The organism is Pedobacter sp. GR22-10 (genome assembly GCF_026239715.1).
Taxonomy (GTDB): domain Bacteria; phylum Bacteroidota; class Bacteroidia; order Sphingobacteriales; family Sphingobacteriaceae; genus Pedobacter.
The window spans coordinates 638,228-652,127 of the sequence record NZ_JAPIVR010000002.1 but is presented as its reverse complement, the minus strand read 5'-3'; the positions used below and the strand labels follow the sequence as shown (position 1 = coordinate 652,127).

13 protein-coding genes are annotated in these 13,900 nt (G+C 34.3%); 1 reads left to right on the top strand and 12 read right to left on the bottom strand.

Annotation, left to right across the window (positions count from 1 at the left end):
* Positions 1-34 precede the first annotated feature (34 nt).
* From OQX64_RS10235 to OQX64_RS10225, 3 genes are all read right to left on the bottom strand, one after another.
* Positions 35-1,156 carry a DUF6236 family protein gene (locus OQX64_RS10235; RefSeq protein WP_265818701.1) on the bottom strand — a complete coding sequence of 374 codons (1,122 nt, stop codon included), beginning with the start codon at positions 1,154-1,156 and terminating at the stop codon, positions 35-37.
* 42 nt (positions 1,157-1,198) lie between these two features.
* Complete coding sequence (locus tag OQX64_RS10230) at positions 1,199-3,829, bottom strand: AAA family ATPase (protein ID WP_265818700.1); 2,631 nt, start codon at positions 3,827-3,829, stop codon at positions 1,199-1,201.
* A gap of 122 nt (positions 3,830-3,951) precedes the next feature.
* The gene (locus OQX64_RS10225; protein WP_265818699.1) at positions 3,952-5,190 is read right to left on the bottom strand and encodes an ATP-binding protein; all 1,239 of its coding nucleotides are present in this window, start codon (positions 5,188-5,190) and stop codon (positions 3,952-3,954) included.
* 481 nt (positions 5,191-5,671) lie between these two features.
* On the opposite strand from OQX64_RS10225, the gene OQX64_RS10220 reads away from it, so the two are divergent.
* Positions 5,672-5,800: a hypothetical protein gene (locus tag OQX64_RS10220; RefSeq protein ID WP_265818698.1), complete on the top strand. Its 129-nt coding sequence runs from the start codon at positions 5,672-5,674 to the stop codon at positions 5,798-5,800.
* Positions 5,801-5,919: 119 nt separating this feature from the next.
* Here OQX64_RS10220 and OQX64_RS10215 read toward each other — a convergent pair whose 3' ends face one another.
* The 9 genes from OQX64_RS10215 to OQX64_RS10175 all read right to left on the bottom strand — a co-directional run bounded on the left by OQX64_RS10215 (position 5,920) and on the right by OQX64_RS10175 (position 13,896).
* Positions 5,920-6,429, bottom strand: coding sequence for a hypothetical protein (locus tag OQX64_RS10215; protein ID WP_265818697.1), 510 nt, complete (start codon positions 6,427-6,429; stop codon positions 5,920-5,922).
* A 158-nt stretch (positions 6,430-6,587) separates the two neighbouring features.
* Complete coding sequence (locus OQX64_RS10210; RefSeq protein WP_265818696.1) at positions 6,588-7,172, bottom strand: hypothetical protein; 585 nt, start codon at positions 7,170-7,172, stop codon at positions 6,588-6,590.
* 3 nt (positions 7,173-7,175) lie between these two features.
* Entirely contained in the window at positions 7,176-7,778 is a 603-nt protein-coding gene (locus OQX64_RS10205) for a hypothetical protein (protein WP_265818695.1), read from the bottom strand.
* A gap of 433 nt (positions 7,779-8,211) precedes the next feature.
* Positions 8,212-8,724 carry a hypothetical protein gene (locus OQX64_RS10200; RefSeq protein WP_265818694.1) on the bottom strand — a complete coding sequence of 171 codons (513 nt, stop codon included), beginning with the start codon at positions 8,722-8,724 and terminating at the stop codon, positions 8,212-8,214.
* 111 nt (positions 8,725-8,835) lie between these two features.
* The gene (locus OQX64_RS10195; protein WP_265818693.1) at positions 8,836-9,339 is read right to left on the bottom strand and encodes a hypothetical protein; all 504 of its coding nucleotides are present in this window, start codon (positions 9,337-9,339) and stop codon (positions 8,836-8,838) included.
* A 961-nt stretch (positions 9,340-10,300) separates the two neighbouring features.
* On the bottom strand, positions 10,301-12,130 hold the full coding sequence (locus OQX64_RS10190) for a hypothetical protein (protein ID WP_265818692.1): 1,830 nt from the start codon (positions 12,128-12,130) through the stop codon (positions 10,301-10,303).
* Positions 12,127-12,291 carry a hypothetical protein gene (locus OQX64_RS10185; protein ID WP_265818691.1) on the bottom strand — a complete coding sequence of 55 codons (165 nt, stop codon included), beginning with the start codon at positions 12,289-12,291 and terminating at the stop codon, positions 12,127-12,129. Before OQX64_RS10185 ends, OQX64_RS10190 begins: the two co-directional genes overlap by 4 nt.
* Before the next feature lie 111 nt (positions 12,292-12,402).
* Positions 12,403-12,801, bottom strand: coding sequence for a hypothetical protein (locus OQX64_RS10180; protein ID WP_265818690.1), 399 nt, complete (start codon positions 12,799-12,801; stop codon positions 12,403-12,405).
* A gap of 141 nt (positions 12,802-12,942) precedes the next feature.
* Complete coding sequence (locus OQX64_RS10175; RefSeq protein ID WP_265818689.1) at positions 12,943-13,896, bottom strand: hypothetical protein; 954 nt, start codon at positions 13,894-13,896, stop codon at positions 12,943-12,945.
* Positions 13,897-13,900 lie beyond the last annotated feature (4 nt).

The window sequence follows — 13,900 nt, the reverse complement described above, 5'->3', positions numbered from 1 at the left end:
CACCATAAAACAAAACCCATGTAAGCGGCGGCCTTTATTGTCCTAATGGTTGTGTCCTATTTAGAAGCCCATAACGCTGCGCTTGATAAATGTATGAAAAAGGTGATTCTCTCAATTTTGCTCTTTCTTTATTTTTAAGTTCAATATAGTTACCTGTCAATTCAATTGCTCCTATTGTCGCTAATCCAATACTTGCAAGGCTTACTGGCAAATTAACTAAGTCAAACTTGTCATTTAGTAAAGCACCCGCAGTCGCGAACATTGTAGGCGATTTTAGATTTATCAGTGCTTTGAATGATTTAAATCCGCTTTCAATTTTTGAGTCGCTCAACACAGCTTTTAAGTCCTCAACGCCTGTAACCAGTCCTTCCTGAAATGTTATTGCTACTTCTTTTAATTCAGCCTGAGATTTCGTCTTGGAAACCTTCACTTGAAAGTCTGATAAATATTTTTTGAAATGCAGCAGATTTTGTTCTCTTTTTCTTTTAAAGTCTAAAATCTTTTCAAGCGGAACATTTGCTTTTGGGGATGGTAAGACATTATCTAAGTTAAAAGAAACAACTGGGAAACCCTCCTTTTCTTTTACTCGCTTAAAATTAAATTTTTCATAGGTTGATAAATCTGTACCAATGGTTGTCTGTTCACTATCAACGTCTGCAAGATATTTTGCAAGCAATGACATATAAAGTAATGCAGTGTGTTTTTCAAAAGTTACCCATTCATATTGTCTATTATCTCTCTTAGCCAACCCTTGTTCTTCCAAAAAATGAAAGATGCCGTCTGTTATTTTGTTATTATGAATTCTTGCTACATCATCTCGTCCGATTTTGTCGATATGAATTCTATATTGTGACTTTTGTTGTCGCTGAATAAATTGTTGAAATGCTGGTGATGCGACAGTCTCCGTAAACTCATTCCTAAATTGATGCAAGGCGTCCCAATTGTCATCCTTATAAATTAAATCTTCTGGCTTTATAGGACGAAACTGTCCTTCTGCAATCAGATAATGGATATCGGGTGATAACTCACTAAGCATTCTATTATCATAACTTTTGGGAACAATAGAACTCACTTCGTCCCAATAAAGTATGGCGTGCCGCAGCCAACTATTACTTGGAATATCAATTGTCGGGTAGTAAAGTATTGTTCTATTCATAGTTTAATTTTATTGTCGGGTCGGTGTCATTAAGGTTACCGCTTACGTTTTGGCAAAACCTTGTGATGGGCTGGGCTTATTATCTTTTAAATCTGCTATTTTCTTTTTGATTGCGTTAAAGCGTTGTATTTCCTCATTTAGATTTTCCAATTCAGGTTTCTTGTAAGCATATTTATCACTATGAGAATGTCCTTCCATATAGCGACAACACTGATAAAAGCTATCTAATATCTCGTCTCTTATTTCCGTTGTGAAAAATACACTTTTCAGACTGTCTAGACTTACTCTTTCCTCAAAGCGTTGAACAACACCTTTGAAAAGCCCAAAAACTACTTGTGTTTCATAGCTTGTTCTTAAAGCAGCAAAACCGTTTTTGATTTTATCTTCCCTTTGTTCAGGTGCGGATTTTTTTGCATCATCGTAATATCCTTGTGCTTTACCTGATGTTTTGTAATCTTTTTCAAATGATGGTGTATTTCTTAGCCATATCGTCCCCGGTTTATTTCCTCCAACATTTTCAATCCAATGACAATCATTTGCAGTATTACTCTCTTTGCAATGTCCAATTAAAGAAGAAACAAAAACCAAATCGTGTGTAAAAATGATTACTTGTTTTTTCAATGCTTCTCTTGTAAGTCGTTCGGCAATTTCACTTTTTCGTTTTTCATCCAATGAAGTAACAGGGTCGTCAAAAATAATTCCTTTGTTTAATTCCGATAAGTGCATTTCTGCAAGAAAATCAGCAATGGCAATTACTTTTTGTTCGCCCTCACTCAAAACAGCATTTGGGTTTTTTCCTTTTAGTTTGAGTTGTCTGAACGATTTTCCTGCCGAACCTGTGTGATTGATAGCAATTCCAAAATTTCCGTTCAGTTTTTGACATTCTTCGTTAAAAGCATCAATGTATTTTTGATTGAAATACTTGTTTGATAATGCTTTCTCCGTATCAGTGGCTTTGCGTTTTGAATAATCGGCTTTGTTGGCTTTTTTAATCCAAACCTGATTATTGACAAAATTTTCAAACTTTGAAAAATGCATATTAAATTTTTCTTTGTGTTCTAAAAGTGTTTTTGAGTTCAGTAATTTTTCCAATTCCTTACTTTGCTCATCTTCATTTAGCAGTTTTACAGAAGCATCAATAGCTGTTTCTATTGTTGTGTGTTGTCCAACACTAATTTGTAATTCTGTTCTTTCAGTTGCTGTTTTGTTTTGAATATCAGAAATGATGTTTTGAGCAAGTGTTTTTTGCTCCGTAAGTTTCAGTTTTAATGCTTCTAACTCATTTGGATATTTTTCAGTTAGCCAAACAGTAAGCGTGTTGTCTTGTGGAAACAAATCAAAGTTTAAATTCTCGTAATTTCCTTTTGCTTTAGCCAATTTTTCCTCTGCTTGTTTTGCATTTTGTTCGGCAATACTTTTTATAAAAGCCCAATAATTTGAAATTAGTTTTTGTGCATCATCGGAAAGTGGCTGTTGGCATAACAAACAGTTATCACCATTTTCGGGATAAAATATATTTTCCGCTTTTTGTGTTTTAGCAAATGTTTCGGCAGATACAATAAAATTTTTCCACTCCGCTGTTCCAACGTTTTCAATTTTATGGGTTTTAAAATTCTCAATTCCTTCAGTTTTTGCTGTCGCTTCTTTTGAAACATAATCCGAAATAGCTGTTTTTACTTTTTCAATTACTTCATCTGTGAAAAACTGATTAAGTTTTTCAATTGCTTGTTTATTTTGGGCCAACAAACTTTTAATACTTTCAAGGTTTTTTATTTCTTTTTCCTTTCCTTTTGAAGCTAAAAGAAGTTCATCGTATTGTTTTTGTATCGCCTCTTTTTGACCTTTATCATCATCAGAAAAAGGAGTATGTTTTTTTAGGTCTTCAATTTTTGTTTCTGCATTCAGATTTTGAACAAGTGTTTTAATTTCCGAATTGCCGTCAAACAAAGCGGATAAATCGTTTGCCGTATTTCCCAATTGTTTCGTTTGAATTTCAGCATTTAATTTTTGCTCTACACCAATAATAGCATTTGTATAATCAGCAAAAAAACTCAAACCTGCTGGTCTAAATTCAAATTCGTTTTTGTTTTCAAGGTGTTTTAAAACACTATTTCCATCAAATACAGCGAATTGTTCAAACTCTGCATTGTCTTTATCCGCAAATTCTAACGAATTTTCAGCATTGTTTGATTTAAAGGTAAATTTTGCATTAACAGGTTTGTTCCCATTTTCAATATGAACATTTTGCAAGATTTCTTCTGGGGCTTTTGAGTAAAATACCTTTTTTAAAAGTCTTACATAACCTGATTTTCCTGAACCATTTGCTCCGTAAATAATAGTCAGATTTGGACAAAATTCAATAGTTTGGTTTTCGGTTAAGGCATTTACGCCTTCGACATTTTCAAGTCTGGAAAGAAGTAAATCTGTTTTATAATTTCCCGAATTTTCGGTATTGTAGTCAATTGAAATTTCGGGTTGTTCACTCTCGTCTTTTAGTTTTAACTGTTCAAGCAAATGAGAATACGAAGTGTCTATATCATTATCTGAAATGGCGTTACCTGACAAAATTTTTTCTGCAAGGAATTTTGCCCAATAGGGAAGTCCGTCAGCGAATTTCTTTACTTCTGTTTCAAGCGTTTCACATTGTTGTTCTAAAATTGAATTTTCCTCCATATATTTATCTAGTTCGTTGAAATATTGCCATCGCCTTATAGGAATACTGGGGTTTGCGCTACTGGATTTTTGAAAAACATTAGCTTAACATTTGCGATAACGTAATATAAGATTAGGCAATCTTATTTTTCTTCTTTCTTTTGATTCATAACAATCCACCACGCAAATCCTTTGTCTTGTAATCTGTAAGTTCCTTGAGAACCTTCTTTAGATAAAATTATTCCTCGCGTCCTTAGTGCATTTATTGCATTGTCCAAAGTTACCGCTTGTCCTTTGAATTTACTCTTAATGTGTTTTTTAGTAACCCAATCATCAAGCTTTTCTGCCATAATAATTAGGACTTGTCTATAGCTATCCACTTTGATTTTGTTGTAAAAATCATCTCGATAATATTTGTCACCAATTTTTTCAATTGCACCATTATTTCCAAATGCACCATCTTGTACATTTTTTTCTATAATTGTATCTCCGTCAGACAATTCGAATGCGCAATAACCATACTGATGTATAAAATGCGGAAAGCCCTCTGACAATCTAACTAGGTTATTTTCTGCCTCTTTCTCAATTTCAGTCCGTTTACCATTCAGTGCTAATGAATGATCAAGAACTCTTTTAATAACATACTTAATATCGTCATCTGACAATCTGTCTAGATATAGCTCTTCGAAAATCCTAATTGATGAAGGATGGCTTTCAATTAATATATCTTTTGTCTTAGGTAATCCTGATATACCAACCATAAATTGTTGAGTACCTTCTTTTTGCAGTCTCTCCATTAATAATTTGAGAAATGTTCCCAAATCTAGTTCTTTTGTTGCATTATCAGCTTCGTCGACAATTAGTAGAATGCCGTCATGGGTGGTTTCAAATTTATCTCCTGTCTTTGCCGTTATTCTTTTTAGTGTATCCGCTAATGAGTAAGAGAACTCTTCAAAAAAGAGTTCTTTGTCAAATTCCCTTGAGGTATTGACTTTCACACCTCCTACTTCTACTTTTCCAATAAAATTCCAAATATCAGAAAAGAGTTTTCGTGTCGGTTCTGATTTAGCAAGTTTCCTCTTCAACGATAGTTCTATCTTTTTTATAATTGTGTAAAGAGTTGTTTCTTTAGTTATATCTATCTCAATAACGAGAAAGTTTAATTTGTGTCCTTGAGCATCGATACTACCTTCTGCTTGATATTTTACCAGATTAAGGAGAGAGGTCTTCCCAATTCCACGCTGACCAACTAATAAAAAACCATGTCCCTTGTTTGCTTTTGTTTGAAATAAAATTTGTTCAATAGTCTCAATTTCTCTTATCCGCCCGGTAAACATTCCTGGTCCAGTTGGTGAGTTTGGATTAAATGGATTTACTTTCATGTTAATAATCGGTATGTGTAATGGTTTTTAGCTCGTAATTGTATTCTACTCAAAAATAAAAAAACTGCATTAATCATTTATAGCAGGTTTGAAACGCATATAATTTGTATTTATCGAACGTTTATAAAAAGCTTAAACTCAAACAATCTATTATGGAATGAAGACCGGATGAAGAGCCTAATATTTATTTGTTTCTAAATTATTAATTTAATCTTAATCGCCAATATCGGAGCCCTTAAATACTCAAATTTAAGTATGCTCACCGACCTGCGAACTGAGAAAATGTGTGAGAACTGGTAGCTGCAAAGCAGCGAGGTTCGATCTATGTTTTAACACAAGCGTTAGCGCAGCATTTTCGATTACGCATGGTGAGCTGAGAAGTGGAGCCTGACTAGATTTATCCAGGATAAAGCGAAGCAAAATCCTAGATAAAGATAGAGAGAAGGCTCATGAAGCACTCCGCTTGCTCAAAAGAAAAACCATGACAAAGCGCAGAGATGGCGTGTTGTTTTTCGTGAGCTTAGACAGTGCGGAATACCTTTCTACCTACCTACTAGCACTGTCCCATGCTACGAACCACAAGCTGAAAAGTGAACGCAGTACCTTATAAAGCAAGCACCACAAATGCAGTCTTCCACCGAATCAATGACTAGACCGAGCCTTTCCTCGGTTAAGCAGCAAAGGAGTGAAAGGCTGGGTTTAGGAATGAATGCGGGCGAATAGATGAGCTTATCGTTGATTATACTCTTGCTTAGCTATATCATAAGACAAATATCTCGATCTATTAGTATGGTAATTGGTATTTAATGCCATTTTCCACTTGTATTTATTAATAGGTACGTAGTCTTCGTCATTATCCCTATGAATGCATGACTCTTGAATTATTAGGTTATTAATTACTGCCATAAAATGATTTTCCTCAATAAGATCAGCCCATTCACTATACCACTCTATTGCCCAAGACTTCATTTCAAGGCTTTCTATAAGATCTATTAAAGCCTCGAGTTCATTATCTCTGTATTGCTCGTCTTCAAAATCAAACATGAAATCCTTTTGTTTAAGGTCATTAACAAAGTCAGGAAACGTTACAAAAGTAGAAGCAAGCTTGACAAACCATGAGACATCATTGGGGTATAAATCTAAAATTATTACAGTCAGGTCTTTCTCATTAAAATGAATAATCGATTCTGGAATGTTAATTTGTTCCTTCGTAACAATTGTTGCAATTGCTTGTCCCATAATCCAAGTATAATAAAAAAGAGCCACATTGCTGTAGCTCTTAATTGTGATAATGCAAATGGCGAGTGATTTCTACAAGCCACTACGCTTGCTTCTATCAGCGCACTCATTGAGCTTCCATTCTTATGTCGGCACCATTTGTTTATCACAATACGTTATTACCACATCTTCCACCAGGGTTTAGCCTTAGAAATGGTATTTACTTTTACAGGAGCTGTTTTCTTTACACCTCTTGATTTATCAATCCTCCAAATCGACACCTCTTTTAGATCAACTCCGTATGTTTGCTCAAATTGCAGTGCTCTTGTTTGCGCTAGTCTAAACTTGGCTTCTTCCCACATACCAAGTAAATTGTCAAATGATTCTGGCGGAATAGCTGAATCCAGGATCAATTGATGTTCATAGCTTTGTTTGCTTACGATTTCAAGTAAATGATTTTGCACCTCACCACTTGTATGTTCATTTACAAAACGCTGTTGAAAGCTAATCCTGTCGGCAATTGTTAATACTGGTATCTCAATCAGGGTTGGATCTTGGTTGTCAATTCTTTGTATCTTTTCTACCAACCTTATACATTCTTCTTCGCTGTATTGAAATTCGAACCCACCATGATCGCCAATAAGTAAGTAGTCAAACATCCCTAAGATGAAAAACTCTTTTTCTTTAGAATCATAGTAGAACGTTTCTGATTCATAGTCAATTGGTACTGCTGATGCAATTATCAGCCAAATTATTTGCTCCATAATTTAGAATCCGTTATTTCCTGTTTTAGAGATGTTGTTAAAAATCTCCAGATCATAATATCTGTAGGTGTTACCAACAATTTCACCTTTTTCAGTTAATGGTAAATTCCATTTTAATAGCCTGAGCAATACCTTATCAGCTTGCCAGTCTAAAACATAAGCAATGTGGTTCTGGCTTAATTCGAAGTTTTTCTCTTCGGATTCGGTCTTAGTAGGAAACCCATACTCAGCGTTAAGCATCTCATTAAGTTTTCCAGAATCTGATAAATACTTTGAATCTGCTAAATTAACTTCAATATATGCCAATTGTTCTGTTTTTCTTACATGATTTGTAACGAATCCAAGTGATATACTTTTCAGTTTATAGTTTCCAAAAGTGTAATTGCGATCTGCATTTTTGATACTGTAGTATTCCATTACTCCATCTTTAACCTTTGCTTCGCTTATTTTTTTAAGGTTGGCAATTTTTTTTATATCGCCAATCGAACTTCTGAATTTTAGGTTGTTGAAACCATTATTGCTATCTAATTTGCTTAGTTTGGACTCTTGACCATATAGCACTATACAATGCACTAATGCAACAATGAATAAAACTGTTCTTTTCATTTCTTTGAGATTATAATTGATTAATAGGATAGAATTTAACTGTAAGAGTTAGTTTGGATACGCCAATTTTTGATGAATTAGGTCGTCTAGCTTGCTTGCTCTGTTGAGCATAATTAGAGAATGTGAACATTAGATTTATTTAACGTCGATGTTCCAATTCGACTTGTTAAAAAACAGAATAGCGTGGAACCTAACTATGTCTGCCTTAAGAGGCCCTGAGAAGCCCAAGCAACAAACAAGCTAAGCCCACGCTATTGCGTAGGCATTAGGCTGATCTGCTCTTGTGCTTATAAAATTCTCAGGTTCCTTAAGCAAGAACGGATAGCTAACGCTAAATCTTTATATTATGTAAAGTCTTTCTGTGTTGTATGTATCTATTATTGCGTAAAGATAACAAGGAGATTTAAATTAGGCACATATCATTGACTTATTTTTACACCACTTCCTTTTTAACCGAACCAATGCTGACGTAACCAGTTTCACCCTCAACAATTCTGCGATAATAAAAGTTGTGTAATGAATCAGATGGTGAATAGTTTACCCTTAGCGCATATTCGATGCCACCAGTATTATCGGTGGACTGTGTTAATTGATAGCACTCTCGTAATAAGTTATTGGTAAGAATGCTGCCGAACTTTTCGATAGCTTCGCCACCTAAATCTATGAAGATGTAAAATCTGCCATCTTTAGGCGACATCGACAACGTTATGTTCCAGTGGTAACAGAGAAATTCTTTAACTAAGTTAGTGTTTTGTTCGTTCTTGGAATGATCCATTAGGGCAAATGTTCTAAATTTCGCAACATCAAATCGCTTTAGAAGCTCTGTAGCTGCATTAACCATAAGGGTGTAGGCTTTTTCTACCTGTTGATTTACTTGCTGCACATCAGTTGTAATGGCAACGTACTGTGTCTTTGATTGTGCTTTCGCCTTGGTTTGTGTTTTCATTGTTTTAAGAATTAAAAAGTAAGTAAAAAGAAAAGGCACCCTGTATAGAGTGCCTATAGATTGTTAAAATGGCTTAGTTTGAGGTGTCTGTTTTAAAAGGTACTGCGCTTGTTAAGGCAGTTTATCAGAAACGTATTCAAGGATGTGAATCCTTTCTTTTGGTTGGTAAGCAAGTACACCTTGGTAGAATTTTGGAAAATCTTTATGTCTCTCCACTTCAAATGCATGATTCGGGCTGTGTACCCTTTTAAACCATGTACGTATCTCACCCTCAAATGGGCAGTTATGGAATTGGTAAAACACCTCGTATTTTTCGAGGTAGCTACATCGAACGTGGTAGTAAAAGTTGTTGCAAATAAACGTGTACAAGCCCTCTGGATCATAAGGATCAATCTTGCCATTGATTTCTACTACTGTTCTATCACTAGCATTTGGTAAAGTTGAGTACATCTGTTTAAAGCGTTTAAGTAGATCATGGTACATATATTCTACTCCCTCGTTAATGGATTTCTCTCGTGGGAATGCTCGTCGTGCCAGTTTGTGATTCTTTAATGCTGGCAGTTGTGGTTCATTTTGCTGCTCGTTTTTTGAATCGGCTGCTTCAAATAGCTTCATATTTTTGTGTGTCAGGTTTAAAATTGTGGTTCGTCAGTATTTGAAATCGAGGTTTTTATTGCCATATAGCTCGGCTCAAATCTCTTTGACTTCCCATCGAAGCCGAGAGGGGCGTTAAAGTCGGAACCAGTAGCCAGCGAGCACCTTACAGAATTTTATGATTTTGAGGCACTGTTCTTATAGGTAATAAGTCGAACTCCTTACCTTATAAACCAACAAGGAAAAACGGCTATCTACGGCTACTCCACAGAGCAATACACTTTCATTTCCTTTGGTGAGGGGGCATTAATAGGGTAGGGTTTAATTTTTACATTTTGAAAATAGCTGCTCGATCGTTACTTTTAAGCTAATGCGTAGTACACTAATTTTCGCTCTCAAAGTATGGCTCACCACAGCCATTGGCGGCTCTGTCATTTTTGTCTTGTTTGTAATTGCGAACTCGCCCATCAGTAATGTTGATTGGAGTATGATGCCAGCATTTCTTTTGTTAACGATACTCATGGCGGTGTTGTTTTCTTTACCAACATTAGTCGTGTTTTATATCATTGCCTATTGGTTGAACATCATCAATCTTAAGCAGATCATGACAAATGTCTTGCTTATTATTATTGGCCTTTTCGGTTGTGCGTTAACAATTCCATTCCTAACCAAACATGAATCACTACTCAATCCCACTAGCTTAGTTTTTATAGCTTGTTATGCTATACCCTTGATTCTAAGTGTGCCATTATATAAGGTAAGGAGTGCAAAGTGAATGCATAAAAAAGCACCATCGTTAAATGGTGCTTATATAAAAATATTTATTTATCTGTTCTTCTTCAGTATAACCCAACATATAAGTATTTTCGTTATTTTTAGATTGCTACGTCAGCCTTAAATGGTTTGATGTTATATCTAAACCTTTTGAATACATAAATCCAAGAATATTAAGAGGGGGGTATAAAGTAGTAAAAAACATGTCCTAGCTAACCTTGTGGTATGACCGCTCAATTAAGTAAGTAGTAATTTTAATACGCTCATTTTTTAATCGATTTTCTTTTAGTTTAAAGTATAGTCTAAACGTTTGTATGCTTGCGCTTAGGTCTGATCTGCCCATCTTTTTAAAGATAGCCCTTAACTTATTCTTAATATATGTTGAAGAATAAGATTCTCCTACTTTAAAATACTTATCAAGTTCGGTAATTATTGGAAAATTTTCTGCTTTCTTCTTTAGCTGTGCTATTCGCTGAAGTACCAAACTATAATTAAAATTCAGTTCGTTAGCTCCTTCAAAACCAATTACCTCAAACTCTTTATATACTAAGCGATGCTTTGATTTTAAGAGCCCAATTGCCATTTCATATTCAAAACCCTTTTCATTCCTATTATACAGTTCTTTAAGGATTGGCAATATCAGTTCCATTGCAGGTCTTAGTTTTTTCTTTGCTTCCCTTATGTTAGATTCAGTTTCATCGCTCAACAGATAGTTTTTTGTTATTAATGTTTCTTTAAACCTTTTAGTAGCCTTGTAGGCTTCTAGTAAGGCTAGATCAGATTTATAATGACCTCTTACTTTGTTTTCAAATACTTCATTATCTATCATGTAATGGTTAACTTCTCCATTAGCCAGATATTTAGAAAATACAGATTTGTCCAACATTTCTTGCACTACCTGTCTGGCATTATAGGTTGTTAAGCTATTCATGAACGACTTTGTATAGCTATACAGCTCTTCAAATTTTTTGATATCAGTTATTACTTCCTCCCTTGAATAGGCTATAAGCTTAGGGTTGAAATTGGTTATATGTGTAACTCTACGTTCTATCGTTCCATTTTTAGGTCTTCTAAACCTCCCGATTATCTGTTCAACCTCACTCGCAGGATCAACCATTGTATGCTCTGCCATAAAACAATCTGTTAATATCACAATAAATGGATTTTCAACCCCTTCAATATCAACAGCAGAGTTGAACCTAGATGTAAAGAAATTGAACTTCTTTTTAAATTTCTCTTTAACATCGATTAAACATTTTACCTGCATAAAACCATTTTCTTCTAATTTACCCTTGCTATCTTCAGAACAGAATACCTCGCTTTCTTTATGGATGTTGATATATTCTATAATGGTATAGATAGAATGCGTAGAATTAAGGAAAACAAAAAACTTTTCATCAGGATTCTTTCTAACCAATTCAGCAAAACTAAGAATTGTGTTATTCGTAGATATAAAATCGATTTCCTGTTTTCTAAAACCTACTTCTTTGATTTCTAACATATCAAATTTATGTTTAATAAATCTAGGGTCAGAAGGTATTATTGGTGTCGCTGATACCATAGCTTTCCCTTTGAACTTAAAAAAATGCTCCATAGGTATTATAATATCAGTTCTATAACCTACATCTTGGACTATTCGCTCGCACTCGTCGATCAGCATAAAATAGTCAAGATACATTTCATCCAATTTTTTTAAATCGCTAAAAGCAGAAATCACCTTGTAGAAGCTTTCGGGGGTGGTTATAAGTTTTTTGTATTTAACGTCAGAGTTAAGGTATTCCATTATATCGTCTGTAGAAACCCCTTCTATAACAGCCCTCACTTTCAGGTTTCGTCTATCATTCCCGTTTGTTTTATCTCGTTTGTTCTGTATCACAGGCTTATTAGGTTCTATAATGATACTGTTTCGTTTAGAATTTAATTCAAGTGTAGTAAAACCACATCCCGTAGGCTTCGAATAGATTTTGTTGCTGACTACTTTTGCGAGGACAGTATCTATATAATGATCTTTTTTAATTTTCAACTGTTGTTTTCTCATAACCTATAATTTTTAGGTTCTATTATTTTACTCATTCGAACAGAGTCAATAAGCATTGCCGTTTTTCCAACGCCTACTTTTTGCTTGGCTAAGATCCTGTTTTCACTTACCTGGCTTAAAAGGTTAATCTTCAATCTTGTTTTTTTTAATTTTTTGCTCATAAAATTTTGGACAATATAATAGCCTAAGGCTAAGTTTTAACTGCCATCATTAATGGTTAATAAATGTCGTTTTGATTAAGGGTAGACAGTTTTATCTACCCTTTAATTCTATTAAGAATTGCTTGCTTGTTCGTACAACTCTTCCAAAGTTTGGTTGATTTTCAACTTACCAGAGGCATAGTCATCAATCAGGCGTTTCATTTCGCCAAAATGAATAACTTTACAGGGTTTTATCACCCTGCCTATTTTCAATGTTAACCAAGTAAACCCTTTACCATCTTCGATCGTGTGTTGGGGAGACCTGTTAAACGAACCGTTCAGCTTCGCAAATTTAAAAAAGTTTGACAGATGGATAAGAATCCAGCGATTTGTCTGGTCTGAACCTAACTCATCTAAAATTTTTACAGTTTCTATTTTTTTTAGATACCCATGAGGATTTTCCTCTACAAAAAGACTAACTGAACCGTTTTTCGGTTCATATTCATTCTCAACAAAGTTTTTGAAGCTCATATGCTTATTTTTATTTTTAAGTTAAAATTTAGACTTAAAGTCTTGATTCCAACTAAAAGCTATGCGCACTTGCTTCTAATTGTTAATTCAAAATTAGGAACTAACATCTCAGCAAAAAAAGTTAAATATTTGAGGATACAATTATTTCCCGGACTTGTTCAATTTCTTTAGATAATAACGAATTGCTAACCTTATGACTTCAGTTTTGTCGGTGCTATTCTCCATTGGGATAGTTTTGATATTGAAAACCTCAAACAAATCTGTCATCAATTGCAGAAAAATTTTAGGGGTAAGCTTAGTTTTCGGAAGAATGCCATTGTTGATAAGAAACTCGCGAACTATAAGACTTATGTTAGCAATCGAGTCATTTAACATATATTCGAGATCCTTATTTTCTATTCCTTTTAGAAACTTTATTTCTTCCAAAACATCAGCTCCATTGTCAGAGATTTTATAGGCTTCGTAAAGTTGTATTAAATTTATACTTGATTGTAGTTTAAAAGGTTCGATTTCCGAAAGCCATTTATCCAAACTCGTTTTTAAATCTATCAGTACAGCTTCGTTATTGATTTTAAATTTGCCATTGATATTGATATGCCTATCTAAATATAATGCCTCATCAATTGCTAGTATGATACTAATTGCGTCTGCTATTTCATGCGTATCGTTAATATGGCTATTAAATGTGGAATAGTCACTTATAAGTGAGTCCCGCTCTACATAAGATCTTAATACCAGACCGTCTCGAATCCAGTAATATTCATAAGCCATTATCATAAGGACAAATAACTCTTCCTCAATATCTAAAACACATAACTTGGCATATTTTTGATTATTTAAAAGGACATTATAATTCTTTCTAAGTAACTCATAAAGTTTATTATTGCCTATTATAGGAGGATTCAATGTAATTAAGGTTTTTTTAAGAGTAATCCCATTATGGTGTTGTTCCCATGCTAGATTTATTTGTTCTTGATCAATACTACAATTAGCCATCAATGTTTTGACTATTGGACCAGTATTGAATAATTTGTTCAAATCGACTTGCTCCCTGTATGACCAAAACCTTTCTTTCGTTTTAAAGCTATTATCCATCTTA

What these genes read in the sequence shown, in the direction of transcription:
- OQX64_RS10235 (WP_265818701.1), bottom strand. Translation starts at nt 1,156, where the DNA reads ATGAATAGAACAATACTTTACTACCCGACAATTGATATTCCAAGTAAT.
- OQX64_RS10230 (WP_265818700.1), bottom strand. Translation starts at nt 3,829, where the DNA reads ATGGAGGAAAATTCAATTTTAGAACAACAATGTGAAACGCTTGAAACA.
- OQX64_RS10225 (WP_265818699.1), bottom strand. Translation starts at nt 5,190, where the DNA reads ATGAAAGTAAATCCATTTAATCCAAACTCACCAACTGGACCAGGAATG.
- OQX64_RS10220 (WP_265818698.1), top strand. Translation starts at nt 5,672, where the DNA reads ATGACAAAGCGCAGAGATGGCGTGTTGTTTTTCGTGAGCTTAGACAGT.
- OQX64_RS10215 (WP_265818697.1), bottom strand. Translation starts at nt 6,429, where the DNA reads ATGGGACAAGCAATTGCAACAATTGTTACGAAGGAACAAATTAACATT.
- OQX64_RS10210 (WP_265818696.1), bottom strand. Translation starts at nt 7,172, where the DNA reads ATGGAGCAAATAATTTGGCTGATAATTGCATCAGCAGTACCAATTGAC.
- OQX64_RS10205 (WP_265818695.1), bottom strand. Translation starts at nt 7,778, where the DNA reads ATGAAAAGAACAGTTTTATTCATTGTTGCATTAGTGCATTGTATAGTG.
- OQX64_RS10200 (WP_265818694.1), bottom strand. Translation starts at nt 8,724, where the DNA reads ATGAAAACACAAACCAAGGCGAAAGCACAATCAAAGACACAGTACGTT.
- OQX64_RS10195 (WP_265818693.1), bottom strand. Translation starts at nt 9,339, where the DNA reads ATGAAGCTATTTGAAGCAGCCGATTCAAAAAACGAGCAGCAAAATGAA.
- OQX64_RS10190 (WP_265818692.1), bottom strand. Translation starts at nt 12,130, where the DNA reads ATGAGAAAACAACAGTTGAAAATTAAAAAAGATCATTATATAGATACT.
- OQX64_RS10185 (WP_265818691.1), bottom strand. Translation starts at nt 12,291, where the DNA reads ATGAGCAAAAAATTAAAAAAAACAAGATTGAAGATTAACCTTTTAAGC.
- OQX64_RS10180 (WP_265818690.1), bottom strand. Translation starts at nt 12,801, where the DNA reads ATGAGCTTCAAAAACTTTGTTGAGAATGAATATGAACCGAAAAACGGT.
- OQX64_RS10175 (WP_265818689.1), bottom strand. Translation starts at nt 13,896, where the DNA reads ATGGATAATAGCTTTAAAACGAAAGAAAGGTTTTGGTCATACAGGGAG.